Genomic DNA, 15,081 nt, shown 5'->3' on the forward strand with positions numbered 1-15,081 from the left:
GGGGGCTCGCGGTTTTCGGACATGGACGGTGGTGTTGCACTACCACTTATGGGAAGCGGCAGACCTCGCCCGTCACCTCCACAAACGACCGGGCACCTGCACCGACCGTCAGGCGCACTTCCTTGTCGCTGGAGATCAGGTTGTGGGTCAGCGGCAGGACGCCATTGACCTCGTCCACCTTGCCATTGGCATCAGTGAAACGAATCTTCACGGGCTTGGTCGGATCGTACCAGGCTTCCGGGCTGCCACCATCATTACGGGCCGGCACACCCTCACCCGTCACGATGATGGCCCCATCGGCAAAGGCCACCTGCGTGTTCGATCCCCGGTAGATCGGGGTGGGCAGCACGAATCGCTTTGTGTCGGGCCGTGCACAGGAACGCGGATTGCTGGTCTGTTCGATGACGAAGGCCATGCGTTCGGGGTTCACCCCCTCTGCCAGCTTACGGGCCACCAGTTCGGTGATCTTGGCCAGTTCGCCGCTCGGCACCTCGCGCTGCAGCCGGATTTCCAGCTCGTTGGCTCGAATTTCTTGGGTCTGGGCGATCTGCTGCAATTGCTGGGCGCGACGTTCGGCCTTGTCCTTGGCCGCCGTCATATTGGCCAGCTCTTCCTGGATGGAGCCTTCGCGGGACTTCAGCTGCTCCACACCAACCAGATAGGAGAAGCCGGCAACACCGCCCAGTACAGCCAGAACCAGGGCAGCCTTGCCCACACGGCCCCAGATGCGACGGCGGTAGCGGCGGCGGTGGTCGTAGAGGCCGTAGCTCATCTCTTCCCAGGCAAATCAACAGGATGGGGCGGGCCCGTCCACATGGACGGCATGCCCGACCCTAACCCAGCCTGTAAGACAATTACAAGGGGCGGGGATTGATCCCGTCAGCCCTTGGGCAGCGCCTTCTCAATGGCGGCGGTCAACTCGGCGCTGTCCGGCGTCACCTTGGAGCCATAGGCCTCAATCAGGTTACCATCGGTGCCGATCAGGTACTTGTGGAAATTCCACTTCGGCTCACCCTTCTGTTCGGCAAGCCACTTGTACATCGGGTGGGCATTGGGGCCCTTAACCGGCTCCTTTGTGGTCATGGGGAAGTCGATGGCAAAATTGACTTCGCAGAATTCCTTGATCTCCTTCGTGCTTCCCGGCTCCTGACCGCCGAAATCATTCGACGGCACGCCCAGCACGACCAGACCCTTGTCCTTGTACTTCTCCCACAGGGCCTGCAGGCCCTTATACTGAGGCGTGTAGCCGCACATGGAGGCGGTATTAACCACCAGCACCGTCTTGCCGCGATAGGCATCAAATTTCAGCGGCCCGCCCTCGATGGCAGTGAAACCGAAATCATAGGCGTTGGCCGCCTGCGCGGTACCGGTCATGCCCATCACCCCCATCATCGCCAGACCACCGGCCAGCGCCAGCATGGCCCGTCGGCCCATGGTCGTCACCTTGTCACCCATGATGCACCTGTAAAAGGAACGTTCGGACCAACAATGTAGTACGGGTGGGCCGTCCGTCCAGGCCTATCAAAGCCTTGTAGCTACCTGTCTGGAGTTGCCATTGCGTTCCAGACAGCGTTCAAGCGCATCGGCGCGGGCCTCTGCCGCACCATTGGCCGGCATGGAGGCCTGGATATAGGCGGCGCAATTGGCGAAATGCGGATGTTCGTCGGCCACGGCCAGCGGCGGGCTCACGGCCTGCGGACTGCCACAGGCCGTCAGCATGAAGATCGGGATCAGAACCAGGACCAAGCGGCCCATCGCCGCCTCCTTTATTGCAGTGCAAAAGCCTGCGCAGGATCGGTGATCGCTGCTTGCCGGAAAGTGATCCAACGCACATGCTGCATCGCATGGCTGTATCCGGAGACCCCTGTGATAACCGACACGGCACCCCCCAACCTGCTCCTGTCCACGGACAGCCGGTTGGTGATCATTGATGTACAGGACCGACTGCTGGCCGCCATCGACGGTGCCGATGCGGTGGTGGCCAATTGCGTCAAGCTGGTGACGGCGGCCAACCGTCTGGGCGTGCTGGTCGCAGCCACCGAACAGAACCCCGAAGGCATTGGCCCCACCACATCGGCGCTCGCTGCCCTGATCCAGCGCAGCTTCGGCAAGTCGCATTTCTCCGCCGCCCGTCAGGCTGATTTCCTGGCCTGGGCCGCCGCCGGGGGCACGGTGCTGCTGGCAGGGACAGAAACACATGTCTGCGTGCTGCAGACTGCGCTGGGGCTGAAAGCCCTCGGACTGCGCGTTGCCGTCATCATCGACGCCGCCGGCTCCCGCACTGCCGTGAGCAAACAGGCAGCGCTTGATCGTCTGCGCTTCCATGGGGTGGAGCTGATCACGGTTGAGATGGTGCTGTTCGAATGGCTGGAACGCTATGACCGGCCGGAGTTCAAGGAACTGCTGCGGCTGATTAAGTGATCTATCTAGGTCAGGTGGAGGCTTCTGCCTCCACCTGACCTACGGCCCGATCAGCCCCGCGCCTTCAGCGCCCGACGGTGCTTGTGCAGCAGCGGTTCGGTATAGCCGCTGGGCTGTTCCACGCCCTTGAACACCAGATCACAGGCGGCCTGAAACGCGATGGAACTGTCGAAGTCCGGTGCCATAGGGCGATAGGCGGGGTCGCCCGCATTCTGCCCATCGACCACGGCGGCCATGCGCTTCATCACGGCCAGCACCTGCGCCTCGGTACACACGCCATGCAACAGCCAGTTGGCGATATGCTGGCTGGAAATGCGCAGGGTGGCGCGGTCTTCCATCAGGCCGACATTGTGGATGTCGGGCACCTTTGAACAGCCGATCCCCTGATCAATCCAACGCACGACATACCCCAGAATACCCTGGGCATTATTCTCCAGCTCCTCATTGATCTCCGCCTCCGACCAGTTGATGCCGCGTGCCAGCGGGATGGTAAGGATATCGCGCAGGGAAGCGCGGGGGCGCGACGACAGTTCGGCCTGCCGGGCCACCACGTCGACCTGATGATAATGCAGGGCGTGCAGAGTGGCGGCGGTAGGTGAGGGGACCCAGGCAGTATTGGCACCCGCCATCGGATGGCCGATCTTGACCTTCAGCATTTCCGCCATCCGGTCGGGCATGGCCCACATGCCCTTGCCGATTTGCGCATGGGACCGGAAGCCGGCGGCCAAACCGTTATCGACGTTCCAGTTCTCATAGGCGCTGATCCAAGCGGCGGCCTTCATGTCGGCCTTGCGGATCATGGGACCGGCCTGCATCGACGTGTGCATCTCATCGCCGGTGCGGTCCAGGAAGCCGGTATTGATAAAGCAGACCCGGTCCTTTGCAGCGCGAATACATTCCTTCAGGTTGACGGTGGTCCGCCGCTCCTCATCCATGATGCCGATCTTCAGCGTGTTGCGGGCAAGGCCCAGCACATCCTCGATCCGGTCAAACAGATGGTTGGCAAAGGCCACTTCCTCCGGCCCATGCATCTTCGGCTTCACGATATAGACCGAGCCTGCCCGGCTGTTGGACAGGCCACCCGTGCGGCGCAGGTCGTGCAGGGCGATCAGGCTGGTAATGATGCCGTCCAGAATGCCTTCCGGCACCCAGCTGCCATCCTCGAAGGTGACGGCATCAATGGTCATCAGATGCCCGACATTGCGGATGAACAGCAGCGACCGGCCATGCAGCGTCACCGTGCCAGCACCATCCGCAGAAATGTAGGTGCGATCGGGGTTCAAGGCGCGTTCCATGCTGCGCCCACCCTTCTCAAACGTCGCCGTCAGGTCGCCCTTCATCAGGCCCAGCCAGTTGCGATAGACGGTGACCTTGTCGGCGGCATCGACGGCGGCGATGCTGTCCTCGCAATCCATGATGGCGGTCAGGGCCGATTCCAAGACGATATCGGCCACACCCGCCGCATCGCCCTTGCCGATGGCGTGCGAACGGTCGATGACGATGTCCAGATGCAGACCGTGATGGGTCAGCAGGATATTGGTTGGCGCAGCCGAATCGCCATTATAGCCCTTGAACTGTGCCACATGGGCCAGACCCGTCACCGACCCATCGGCCAGTGTCACCGACAGCGCACCATCAGCAACGCGGTAGCCGGTGGCGTCCTTATGGCTGCCGGATGCCAGCGGGGCGGCACGGTCCAGAACCTCCCGCCCCTTGGCGATGACGGCAGCCCCGCGCACGGGGTCATAGCCCTTGGCCCCCGTGCCGACATAGCCGAGCGCATCAGTGCCATACAGCGCGTCATACAGGCTGCCCCAGCGGGCATTGGCGGCGTTCAGGGCGAAGCGGGTGTTCATCACCGGCACCACCAGCTGCGGCCCCGCCACTTGGCTGACCTCCGGGTCGGTATTGGCTGTGGTGATGGCAAAGTCAGGTCCTTCCGGCACCAGATAGCCGATATCCCGCAGGAACGCCTCATAGGCTTCCGCGTCGATATCCTGCCCGCGCCGGGCGATATGCCAGCCATCGATCTTGGCCTGCAACGCCTCGCGACGGTCCAGCAACCGCTTGTTCACGGGGGCCAGATCCTTGAATAGGGACGCGAAGCCGGACCAGAAGGCACCCGGCTCCACACCCGTACCGGGCAGAGCCTCGGTTTCGATGAAGCGGTGGAGTTCGGCATTGACCTTCAGGCCATTGATATCGACGGTGGCGGACATGGACGCGGACCTTCCCTGACAACTGGCGTTCTTTATCCACCCCTATCAGGGCCATTGCTGCCACGCAACACAGAATGGAAGTCTTTCCACGATGCGGAAAGATTGATAGGCTGACAGTCAGCAACCACCGGAATCATCATGCCCAAAACCACCACCGACAGCCCCGAACGCAACGGCAATGTCCAGGTCCTGACCCGCGCCATTGCCATCCTGAACCATCTGGCACAGGCCGATGGCGGGGCTAGCCTGACGGAGATCGGTAATGCCGTGGGCTTGGCGGCCTCCACCACCCACCGCCTGCTGACCTCTCTGGAGTCGGAGCGTTATGTGCGCTTCGATGCGGAAACCAAGCTTTGGTCAGTGGGGGTGCAAGCCTTCATCATGGGCAACGGCTTCGTGCGCACCCGCGATCTGGTCCGTCTGGCCCGGCCCCATATGCGGGCCTTGATGGAGGCCAGCGGAGAGACGGTGAACCTTGCCATCGAGGATCAGGGGGCCGCCGTCTACTTGTCGCAGGTCGAATGCCGGGAGATGATGCGCACCTTTGCGCGGTTGGGCGCGCGGGTGCCCATGCATTGCTCTGGCGTCGGCAAGGCGCTTTTATCCGCGTTGGATGAGGCAGCGTTGCTCCGCCATGTCGAAAGGCACGGACTGACCCGGATGACGGCCCGAACCCTGACCGAACGGCCGGGTTTGAGCGCTGATCTGGCTGCGGCAAAGGCACGTGGCTACGCAATCGACGATGAAGAACACGCTGTTGGCCTGCGATGTGTCGCGGCACCCATCTTCAATGAACATGGCGATCCGGTTGGTGCCGTCTCACTTTCCGGTCCCATGGCACGCATAACCGATACGCGTATGCCCGTGCTGGGTGGGCTGGTCCGGCAGGCGGCAGGCCGCATAATGGCGGAAATTGGCGGTATTCCTGGACTTTAAGCAGAAGTCTGGCATGCCTATGTCCTCTCTTATACCATTCGAAATAAGGCGAAACGCTTGGGGCCATTTTGGGCCGGACAGCGTTAGACTATCTAAGAGACGTTGAGTTCACGATTGCAGGATTTCCGGTCCATGGGGCAACAGAAGCAAATCCTGGTTGTTGAGGACGAGTTCCTGATCGCCATACATGTGGCTGACATCATGGCCGACCTTGGTTTTGGTGTGATCGGACCCGCCGGAAACATCCAGCAGGCATTGGCCCTGATCGATGAAGGGCGTCTGGACGGCGCGATCCTGGACGTCAACCTGTCAGGGCAGCTGGTATTTCCCGTGGCATCGGCCCTGGCGGCCCGCAACGTTCCTTTCATCCTGACCAGCGGTTATGACGTGGCGGGACTTCCGGCAGAATGGAGGGACCGTCCGGTCCTTCGCAAGCCGGTGGCAGAACGGGACCTTGCCCGTCTGGCGCAATCGGTCTTCCTGGCGGAAACAGGCGAATTGATGAAGGTGGCGGGTGTCGGCCAGGCTTGAGACTGAAGCTCCCCATGGTGCTCGGCGCATCCTGCTGGTGGAAGACAGCCCCACGCAGGCCCTGCGCCTGCAGATCCTGCTGGAGGACGAGGGGTACACTGTCGAACTGGTAGACAGCGCGGAAGCGGCACTTCCCGTTCTAAACCGCACGCTGCCGCACCTGCTGATCGTTGATCACCATTTGCCGGGCATGCAGGGTGGCGATCTATGCCGTTTGATCCGGTTGCATGTGGCAACCCTTTCCATGCCCATCCTGATGCTGACTGCCGACGAAACCCCGGCCCGTCAGCGTGAGGGACTGGACAGTGGCGCGGACGATTTCCTACCTAAATCCACCGACCCGGCCGTGCTGCTGCTGCGCGTGCGGCAGTTGCTGCGTCATGCGCGGCGTGACGATGACATGGATGTGCTGCCGCAAACCCAGTTCCGGCAGCCGCGTGCCCTGCTGGTGGGATTTGAATCCGTTCTGGAGTACGCCCTTCGCGCGCTGCTGCTGGAAGAGGGGTGCCGGATAACGGCGGTCAATACGGCCACACTAGCCCTGGCGCATCTGGCGCTGGAGCCGCAGGATGTAATACTGGTCAATGATCAACTTGCGGATATGGACGGGTTGGAGCTGTGTCGGCAATGCCGGTCCAGCCTGGGTACCGGCACCGCCTTGATCCTGGCATTGGGTGGGCAGCAGGATCTGGACCGGGTCCACCGGTTGCTGGGCGCAGGCATCGACGATCTGTTCGATCCAAAGGCGCCGCTGCCGCCGCTACGCGCGCGATTGCGGGCCATCCTGCGCCGCCGTTTTCTGGAAGAACAGAACCGGCGCCTCTTGGCCGATTTCCGAGAGAGGGAAGGGCGCGCACTGCGGCTGGAGGCGGAACGTAACGCCGCCCGCACGCGTGCCATGCTGGCAGACCAGTTGGCAACGGTGAACCGGCGCCTCGCAGACCAGGCATTGATTACCGCCACTATCACCCGCAATGTGCCCGCAGCACTGATCCTGACAAATGGCGCGGGTATGGCGACATACCTTAACCCGCCCGCCATCGGCCTTCTGGGGGCAGAGCTGGAAGGCGCATCCCTGTTTGAAAAGCTGGGCGTAACACTGGGAAAGGGCGACATTTCCATCCCAGCCGTTGCGGAAAGTGCCGCAACCCTGGAACGACCCGATGGTCAACTGGTCCCGGTTCTCTATTCGATCACCCCGTTGGATGGTGATGAGGGGCCGGCAGGAGCCGTTGTGCAAATTATCGACGTGACCGAACGTCGTCAGGCTGAAGAACGACAAGAACTGCTGATGGCGGAGCTGTCGCATAGGGTCAAGAACACCCTGGCCACCGTGCTGTCGATTGGCAAGCAGACCCGCCGGCGTCATGCCGATACGGACAGTTTCTGGCAATCGTTTGAGGGCCGGCTACGGGCGCTGTCAGAGACGCATAACCTGCTGGCCGATCATTTCTGGGAATGGGTGCAGTTGGCCGACGTCATCCGGCATGAGGTGACGCCCTATGCCCAGGAACCACATGATGTGCGTATCGATGGACCCGCCATCGAACTGCGGCCCAAGGCGGCACTGGCCCTGGCGCTGGTCTTCCACGAACTGGCCACTAACGCCGCCAAGTACGGAGCCTTTTCACAGGCCGGCGGACATCTGGAAGTGCTATGGACCCTGACCGATGGCGAACAGCCACGCATCCATCTCAGTTGGAAGGAAACCGGCGGCCCGCCCACGACGGTGCCGACCACCTCTGGCTTCGGCACAACCCTAATCCAGCGCTCGCTTGCCTACGAACTGCAAGGTGCAACGGCATTAAGGTTTGAACCCGACGGTCTGCGCTGCGACATCGAGTTTCCGTTCAGCGAAGTCATACGTCGGCGCAGCGGGGGATGAGGAAACGCCAATCACCCCCATTGCTAACCATCTGACTATAAAAGAGAGTCGCACTTCAAAATAGAATCCACCCCGCCTACAACCAAAATATCGATAATTATACTTATGGAAATTACATTTCCTTCGTTGACCTCAATGCGCGATCCAGGGCCAGACCGGCAATGAGGCCAGCAGCCTGGGCCAATATGAAGCCCGGGACATCCAGGGGGCGGATACCAGCGAAACTGTCGGTCAGGCTGCGTGCCAGGGTGACGGCGGGATTGGTGAAGCCGGTGCTGGCCGTGTACCAGTAGCCGGCCATTACAGCCAACGGCACGGCGTAAGAAAGAGCAGCCGCCGTACCGCTGCGTAGTGCACGCAGTATGATGGTTACCAGAACCAACGTTGCCACGGCTTCCGACAACCATTGTCCCGGACCGGTGCGGACTGTCGCGGAGACCTGCACAAGCGTCTGGTTGAACATACCATGGGCCAGCAGCACGCCTGATACGGCGGCGACCGCCTGCACAGCCAGATAGGCCGCTACCCGTGAACGAGGAAAATAGCCGGTGGCCGCTAGGGCCAGCGTGACAGCCGGGTTGAAATGCGCGCCGGACAGCGGCCCGAACATATGGATAAGCGCCACCAGGGCACCACCGGTGGCAATAGCATTGGCCAACAGGGCAACGGCACCGTTACCACCGGCCAGTTGCCAAGCCATGATGCCGGAGCCAACGATCACGGCCAGCAGCAACGCGGTGCCGATCCCCTCCGCAATCAGCGCCTGAAACAAGGAAGGCCGGGTCATGGGTGGCTTTCCTCAGCGATTTCATCCATCCGCCGTTTCAGCGCCATGCGGTCCAGCGTGGCCATCGGCAGGCTGGTGAATATAGACAGACGGCGTTCGATCATGCGGTAGACATCGGCCGTGAAGGCCGCCTTTTCCGCATCGGTACCGGTGGCGGATGACGGATCGGGAAAGCCCCAGTGTGCCGTCAACGGCTGTCCCGGCCAGATGGGACAGACCTCTCCCGCTGCCTGATCACAGACAGTGATGATGAAATCCAGGGCCGGGGCGCCCGGCTGGGCAAATTCCGACCAATCCTTTGATCGTGTATCAGAAAGATCATAGCCGAGGCGTGTCAGCAGATCACGGACATGGGGATTGATGCGGCCTGAGGGGTGGCTGCCAGCGCTGTAGGCCTTGAAACGCCCCTGCCCCATCCGGTTCAGGATCGATTCCGCCATGACGGAACGGGCACTGTTATGGGTGCAAAGGAACAGCACGGTGTTAACGCCAGTGTCCACCATGGCGGGGCTCCTATCTGAAATGAGAAGCGGAAAATCAGGCGGCAGGACCGCAGCAGGCCGACTTTGCCTTTTCCACGAGCTTGGGAGCTGCCGTGGAAGCCAGACGCGGATCAATGGCCGTGGCACCGCCGCCGTAAGTGGCGCTGCCGCCGTAGGTGTGGAACACCTCCCACGACAGGCCAGCCGGATCGGTGACCCAGGATTTCTCCGACTTGGCGTAGCAACAGGTCGTATGCCCTTCCTCCAGAACCGGCGCGTCAGCCTGACGCGGTCGGCCATAGACCTCGGCCAGTTCGTCGGCACTGTCCACCTGAATGCCGAGATGTTCGATACCAGGCGTGCTGTCGCGCAGGGAAATGGCAAAGTTCACGCGGGGATCATCCAGCATCCACTTGGCGTAATCATCCTTCAGCACGGAAGGCTGTGCCGCGAACAGCGTGGAATAAAGGCGGACGGACTGTCTAAGATCGTCAACAGCCACATGCAGGTGCAGGCGCTTCATCGGTTGGTTCCTTCTGTTTAGTGACACAAGCCAGCGTGCCCAACCCATCACCGCAAAGTTCGGGCCGACCCTGACAGCAATCCTCCATCAGGAAAGAAAGGAGACGCCGAGTGCCCCCATAATCGGTGGCGTAAAAAATCTGCCGCTGCACACGCCAGGACCGCAGCAATCTCGCGCGGTCCAGCGTGGCAAGGTGATGCGACAGGGTGGAGGCGCCGACACCTAAGCGTTCCGCGATCTCCCCCGCATTCAGCCCGTCCGGCCCAATCCGCACCAGCAGGCGGAAAATCTCCAGCCGCGTGGATTGGGCAAGGGCTGCGAGAGCGTCGATGGCTTGTGTCTGTTCTATAATTCGAACATTATCAAAATATGTTGGTGGCGTCAATATCATATTTCGATAATCGTCAAAATATCCCGCTGCTGTACGCAGCGCCCATTTCGGCAGCATTGACTGCCGCCCCCCTTATTTCCGCATATACGCACCGCATGCGGGGATAATCTGAACCAAGACGCCGCAAAAGGCGCATCGCAGCGAACGGGGGTTCACGGCATGACCATCATCACGGGTATGGACGGACAGACCAAAGCAGCGGGTGTCGGCAGGACGCTGGCCGCCGCCAAGGCACATTCGCGTCTGGTTGCGATTGACGCGCTCCGCGGTCTGGTCATGGTTTTCATGCTGGTGGACCATGTGCGGGAGACCTGGTTCCTGCATATGCAGGTGACGGACCCGGTCGATACGACGACCACAGACCCTGCCCTTTTCTTCACGCGGCTTCTGTCCACCTTCTGCGCACCGACCTTTGTAGCGCTGACCGGTCTGTCGGCCTGGCTTTACGGCCAGTCGCACAGCAAGGCCGAGACGTCGATGTTCCTGCTGAAGCGTGGGCTGTTCCTGATCTTCCTGGAACTGACCTTTGTGGGCTTTGCGTGGTCGGCCCAGTTTCCGCCGCAGACCTTCTGGCTGCAGGTGATCTGGGCCATCGGCATCTCGATGATCGTACTTGCCGGGCTGCTGCATCTGCCGCGAATGGCACAGGTGGCGCTAGGGCTGATCATCGTGCTGGGGCATAATCTGCTGGACCCGATCCAGCTGGCGCCGGGCGATGCGTTCTATGAGATTTGGGCCGTTCTGCATCAGCGGTCGGTGATCCAGCTTGGCGGCGGCCTAATTGCCAAGACCACCTACCCCATCCTACCCTGGATCGGCGTCATCCTGCTGGGTTATGCCAGCGGCCCCTGGTTCTCCAAGGGCAGCGACGCGATGGTCCGCCGCCGCCACCTGATCCTGACCGGCAGCATCATGCTGGTCGGGTTTGTCGTCATCCGCGCCCTCAACGTCTACGGAGATAAGCCCTGGGTACCGGGCGTGGACACGCTGCACAGCGTCATGGCCTTCCTGTCGCTGACCAAATATCCGCCGTCGCTGCTGTTCCTGCTGCCGACGGTCGGCACGGGTGTGCTACTGCTGGCTTTGTTTGAAAAATATCAGGACAGCAAAGTCATGCCCTTTCTCGCCATGTTCGGCGGGGCTCCTATGTTCTTCTACCTGCTGCATCTTTATGTGCTGAAGGCGCTCTACCTGATCGCTGTTGCCCTGTATGGGCTGAACAAGGGGCAGTTCTTTGGCGTGGACAATGTTTCAACGGTCTGGATCTGGGTCGCCATCCTGCTGGTGCCGCTCTATCTGCCCACCCGCTGGTTCGCGGGCCTGAAGCAGCGCCGCCGTGACATCTGGTGGCTGAAATACCTGTAACGGCGCCGAAATAGCCCAGGTTTCGTCCCGGCATAATCCGCGCATTTGGGCCTTACAACAATAGAACACACCGCCGCAACCGGCTGCTTCGAGCAAAATTATCTGCCGTACGGCCTAAGCTAATCGGGTGAGGGGACAAGGACCTCGGGTCTTTAAAAAAGGTCTTGCCCCAGAGGAACGTTATAACATAACAGGCGGCACGAGATAACGGCCCTTCAGGGTCAGCGCCGCAATGAGTGAACAGCGGAGCAGCTTCACAAAGGGGATCAACGATGTATGTGACTAATCGGTTCCGCCTGGCGCTTGCCGCCACCGCCGCCTGCGTGGCCCTTGCGCCTGTGGCGATCGCCCAGCCCGTCGATGGCGCCCTGGATGAGATTATTGTCGTGGGCCAGCGTCAGGCCTATCGCGGCGACGTCGCCTTGAAAGAGACGCCGCAGGCCATCCAGGTGCTGGATGGTGCCTTGTTGCAGGATCTGGGCATCACGAAGCTGGAAGGTGCCCTTGAACTGGCGTCCGGCATCGCCAAGCAGAATAATTTCGGCGGCCTCTGGGACAGCTTTGCGGTCCGCGGCTTTGCCGGTGACGAGAATTTCCCGTCGGGCTTCCTGGTAAACGGCTTCAATGGCGGCCGTGGTTACGGTGGCCCGCGCGACGCCTCCAACGTGGAGCGCATCGAGGTCCTGAAAGGTCCCAATTCCGCTCTGTTCGGTCGTGGTGAGCCTGGCGGCACAGTGAACATCATCACCAAGAAGCCGGAATTCAAGACCAAGGGCAGCGTTGCCGCCTCTGCCGGTAGCTATGATACCTACCGTGTCGAAGGCGATATCACCGGCCCCGTTACCAAGAGCATCGCCGTGCGCCTGAACGCGGCATACGAAGATGCCGGTAGCTTCCGCGACACACTGGACAGCAAGAAGCTGGTCGCCTCTCCCTCCATCCTGGCCGTCCTGACCGAGGACACGACCGTGTCCTATGAGATGGAGTATGTGAACCAGAAGGTACCGTTTGACCGCGGTATCGTAGCGGTGAACGGCGACCTTGGCGCCCTGCCCATCTCCCGCTTCCTGGGTGAACCGGGCGACGGTCCCATCGAGATCGATGTGCTGGGCCATCAGGTACAATTGCAGCATGATCTGAACGACAATTGGGCCGTACTGCTGGGCGGCAGCTACAAGGAAACCTCGTTCGAGGGTATCTCCACCGAGGCCGAACTGGCCGGTGGGCGGCAACCTCTGAACTCCACCAACCGTTTCCTGTCCCGCCAGCGCCGCCAACGCGATTACGATACCGAGCATGCGGTGGTGCGTGCCGAACTGTCCGGTACCTTCAACACCGGCGGCCTTACCCATCACCTGATCACCGGTGCCGACTGGGACAAGTTCAATATCGATACGTTGCAGCTCCGTTATCGTCCCGGTGCCTATACAGCGGGTGGGGCCATCACAACGGGGCTGAACGCGATTGATGTGTTCAACCCGACCTATGGCAACCGCCCCACCCCAACCGCCACCGTCACCAATACCTATGAAAAGCAGGATGCCTGGGGCATCTACCTGCAGGACCAGATCGACATTACCGAACAGTTCAAGATTCGTTTCGGCGGCCGGTATGACGATTTCAAGCGCAACCTGCACGACCGCGCCCTGCCTGTGTCGGCCACCAACCCCAAGGTCCGTTCCTATAAGGAATTCAGCCCGCAGGCCGGCTTGGTTTATAACGTGACCGAAGAAGTCTCGTTCTATGCCGGCTATGGCAAGGGCTTCCGTCCCAACAGCGGCGCCAGTGCCGCTGGGGTGCTGTTCGAGCCCGAAAAGTCCAAGTCCTATGAAGTCGGTGCGAAGTATGAGAGCGAGGATGGTAATCTGAACAGCACCGTGTCGCTGTTCACGATGAAGAAGACCAATGTGCTGACGGCTGATCCGACCAATGCCAACTTCTCCATCGCTGTCGGTTCCGCCCGTTCCAAGGGTCTGGAGTTCGACCTGAACGCCAAGCTGCCCGCCGACATGCGCGTCTTCGCGACCTATGCTTATACCGATGCCGAGGTGGCGGAGGATTACCGCGACCCGAACTTCAATCTGTCGGTTCTGGAAGGCTCGCCCCTGATCAATGTGCCCAAGCACACGGCCAACCTGATGCTGTTCAAGGATTTTGAGGTCGGCACTGGTACGGCCAGCGTCGGCGGCGGCATCAACCATGTGTCCAAGCGTCTGGGCGAGACGGGTGTCAATTTCTACCTGCCCAGCTACACGCTGGTGAAGTTGCAGGCCTCTTATGAGCCGTTGGAGCAGGTGAAGCTGTCGGTCGATGTGAACAATCTGTTCGACAAACGCTACTACGCCTCCTCCTACGCCCGTCTGTGGGTGGCGCCGGGTACACCGCGCACCGTAACCGGTCGGGTCAGCTACAGCTTCTGATCTCTGGCTCCTTCCTTGTAAACTCCACACCCCCGCCCGATGGTTCCCCCTGGGCGGGGGTTTTTATTTGTCCTGACAGGAGCGATCATCATGGCTTTCCTGTTTAAATCATCGGCGGAACGTGGCCGTATCTGGAGTGAGGCCTTTGCCCGGCTGCTACCCGACATGCAGTTCCGTACCTGGCCAGAAGTCAGTGACGCCGCCGATATCCGCTATCTGGCGGCCTGGACGGTGACGCGTGACCTGCTGGAGGGGCTGCCCAATCTGGAGGTCCTGTTCTCTGTTGGGGCCGGGGTGGACCAGCTGGACCTGTCGCAGGTGCCGGACCATATCCAGGTCGTGCGGATGATGGAGCCAGGCCTGACCGACGGCATGGTGCAGTACGCCACCTTCGCTACATTGGCCTTGCATCGCGAGATGCTGGATTACCGGCAGGCGCAGGCGGACCATCGCTGGGCGCCGCGTCACCTTCTGCCGGCCGGGCAGCGGCGGGTCGGCGTCATGGGGCTGGGTACTCTGGGCACGGCGGTGCTGGGTGCCCTGCGCCTGTTCGGTTTCCCCCTGCGCGGGTGGAGCCGGTCTGGCGGGGATGTCGAGGGCGTGGAAATCTTCGCTGGCGCCGACGCCCTGCCCGCCTTTTTGTCAGGTTGCGACATCCTGATTTGCCTGCTGCCGTTGACCGACCAGACACGCGGCATTTTGTGCCGCAAAAGCTTCGATCTTCTACCGCGCGGTGCCGGCATCATCAATGTCGGACGCGGCGGGCATCTGATGGAGCACGATCTGCTGTCGGCTTTGGACTGCGGGCAGCTTTCGGGGGCGGTCATTGATGTGCTGAATACCGAACCGGCGGCGGCGGACCATCCATTCTGGTCGCATCCCCGTATCCTTTTGACCCCGCATGTGGCCAGCCAGACAAGGGATGATTCGTCCGTGGAGGTTCTGATCGCCAATATCCGCCGCCATCAGGCGGGCCAGCCGATGCAGGGACAGGTAGACCGGTCGCGTGGATATTGAGCACTGCAGGGCGCAGCAGAACATGCCGCACAGGTGGCCGGCAAATCCGCATTCCCTGCTGTCCCCTTCCCGCTTTCAGACAGAAGTTCCGGTTTCACCATGGC

General features: G+C 61.2%; 15 protein-coding genes. 7 read left to right on the top strand and 8 right to left on the bottom strand.

The features are described from left to right. Positions 1-46: 46 nt before the first annotated feature. From C0V82_RS19250 to C0V82_RS27000, 3 genes are all read right to left on the bottom strand, one after another. A complete protein-coding gene (locus C0V82_RS19250; protein WP_102114033.1) occupies positions 47-772 on the bottom strand; it encodes a hypothetical protein in 726 nt (241 codons plus the stop codon). A 107-nt stretch (positions 773-879) separates the two neighbouring features. Then, entirely contained in the window at positions 880-1,455 is a 576-nt protein-coding gene (locus C0V82_RS19255; protein ID WP_245924243.1) for a glutathione peroxidase, read from the bottom strand. Positions 1,456-1,521: 66 nt separating this feature from the next. Beyond that, on the bottom strand, positions 1,522-1,755 hold the full coding sequence (locus C0V82_RS27000) for a hypothetical protein (protein WP_158660058.1): 234 nt from the start codon (positions 1,753-1,755) through the stop codon (positions 1,522-1,524). A gap of 111 nt (positions 1,756-1,866) precedes the next feature. Between C0V82_RS27000 and C0V82_RS19260 the strand changes: the two genes are divergently transcribed. Further along, positions 1,867-2,421 (top strand): isochorismatase family protein, encoded by a 555-nt coding sequence (locus C0V82_RS19260; protein ID WP_158660059.1) that lies wholly within the window; start codon positions 1,867-1,869, stop codon positions 2,419-2,421. 50 nt (positions 2,422-2,471) lie between these two features. Here C0V82_RS19260 and C0V82_RS19265 read toward each other — a convergent pair whose 3' ends face one another. After that, complete coding sequence (locus C0V82_RS19265) at positions 2,472-4,640, bottom strand: malate synthase G (RefSeq protein WP_102114035.1); 2,169 nt, start codon at positions 4,638-4,640, stop codon at positions 2,472-2,474. Positions 4,641-4,778: 138 nt separating this feature from the next. Here C0V82_RS19265 and C0V82_RS19270 point away from each other — a divergent pair, with 138 nt between their 5' ends. The 3 genes from C0V82_RS19270 (at position 4,779) to C0V82_RS19280 (ending at position 7,992) form a co-directional block, all read left to right on the top strand. Continuing rightward, complete coding sequence (locus C0V82_RS19270) at positions 4,779-5,576, top strand: IclR family transcriptional regulator (protein WP_102114036.1); 798 nt, start codon at positions 4,779-4,781, stop codon at positions 5,574-5,576. 132 nt (positions 5,577-5,708) lie between these two features. After that, positions 5,709-6,107: a response regulator gene (locus C0V82_RS19275; protein ID WP_102114037.1), complete on the top strand. Its 399-nt coding sequence runs from the start codon at positions 5,709-5,711 to the stop codon at positions 6,105-6,107. Then, entirely contained in the window at positions 6,091-7,992 is a 1,902-nt protein-coding gene (locus C0V82_RS19280) for a response regulator (RefSeq protein ID WP_102114038.1), read from the top strand. Before C0V82_RS19275 ends, C0V82_RS19280 begins: the two co-directional genes overlap by 17 nt. A 112-nt stretch (positions 7,993-8,104) precedes the next feature. On the opposite strand, the gene C0V82_RS19285 is transcribed toward C0V82_RS19280, so the two are convergent. From C0V82_RS19285 to C0V82_RS19300, 4 genes are read right to left on the bottom strand one after another with little or no spacing between them, the layout of a single operon-like run. Beyond that, the gene (locus C0V82_RS19285) at positions 8,105-8,779 is read right to left on the bottom strand and encodes an aquaporin (protein WP_102114039.1); all 675 of its coding nucleotides are present in this window, start codon (positions 8,777-8,779) and stop codon (positions 8,105-8,107) included. Beyond that, a complete protein-coding gene (locus tag C0V82_RS19290) occupies positions 8,776-9,282 on the bottom strand; it encodes an arsenate reductase ArsC (protein ID WP_102114040.1) in 507 nt (168 codons plus the stop codon). The genes C0V82_RS19285 and C0V82_RS19290 overlap by 4 nt, the downstream gene beginning before the upstream one ends. A 34-nt stretch (positions 9,283-9,316) precedes the next feature. After that, complete coding sequence (locus C0V82_RS19295; RefSeq protein WP_188595142.1) at positions 9,317-9,784, bottom strand: ArsI/CadI family heavy metal resistance metalloenzyme; 468 nt, start codon at positions 9,782-9,784, stop codon at positions 9,317-9,319. Beyond that, positions 9,753-10,232, bottom strand: coding sequence for an ArsR/SmtB family transcription factor (locus tag C0V82_RS19300; protein ID WP_308421123.1), 480 nt, complete (start codon positions 10,230-10,232; stop codon positions 9,753-9,755). The genes C0V82_RS19295 and C0V82_RS19300 overlap by 32 nt, the downstream gene beginning before the upstream one ends. A gap of 102 nt (positions 10,233-10,334) precedes the next feature. Here C0V82_RS19300 and C0V82_RS19305 point away from each other — a divergent pair, with 102 nt between their 5' ends. From C0V82_RS19305 to C0V82_RS19315, 3 genes are all read left to right on the top strand, one after another. Continuing rightward, the gene (locus tag C0V82_RS19305) at positions 10,335-11,540 is read left to right on the top strand and encodes an acetyltransferase domain-containing protein (protein ID WP_102114041.1); all 1,206 of its coding nucleotides are present in this window, start codon (positions 10,335-10,337) and stop codon (positions 11,538-11,540) included. Between the two features lie 272 nt (positions 11,541-11,812). Beyond that, complete coding sequence (locus C0V82_RS19310; RefSeq protein ID WP_102114042.1) at positions 11,813-13,960, top strand: TonB-dependent siderophore receptor; 2,148 nt, start codon at positions 11,813-11,815, stop codon at positions 13,958-13,960. Positions 13,961-14,050: 90 nt separating this feature from the next. Further along, a complete protein-coding gene (locus C0V82_RS19315; protein WP_188595141.1) occupies positions 14,051-14,977 on the top strand; it encodes a 2-hydroxyacid dehydrogenase in 927 nt (308 codons plus the stop codon). Positions 14,978-15,081: the final 104 nt, after the last annotated feature.

This window comes from Niveispirillum cyanobacteriorum (assembly GCF_002868735.1).
GTDB classification, from domain to species: Bacteria; Pseudomonadota; Alphaproteobacteria; order Azospirillales; family Azospirillaceae; genus Niveispirillum; species Niveispirillum cyanobacteriorum.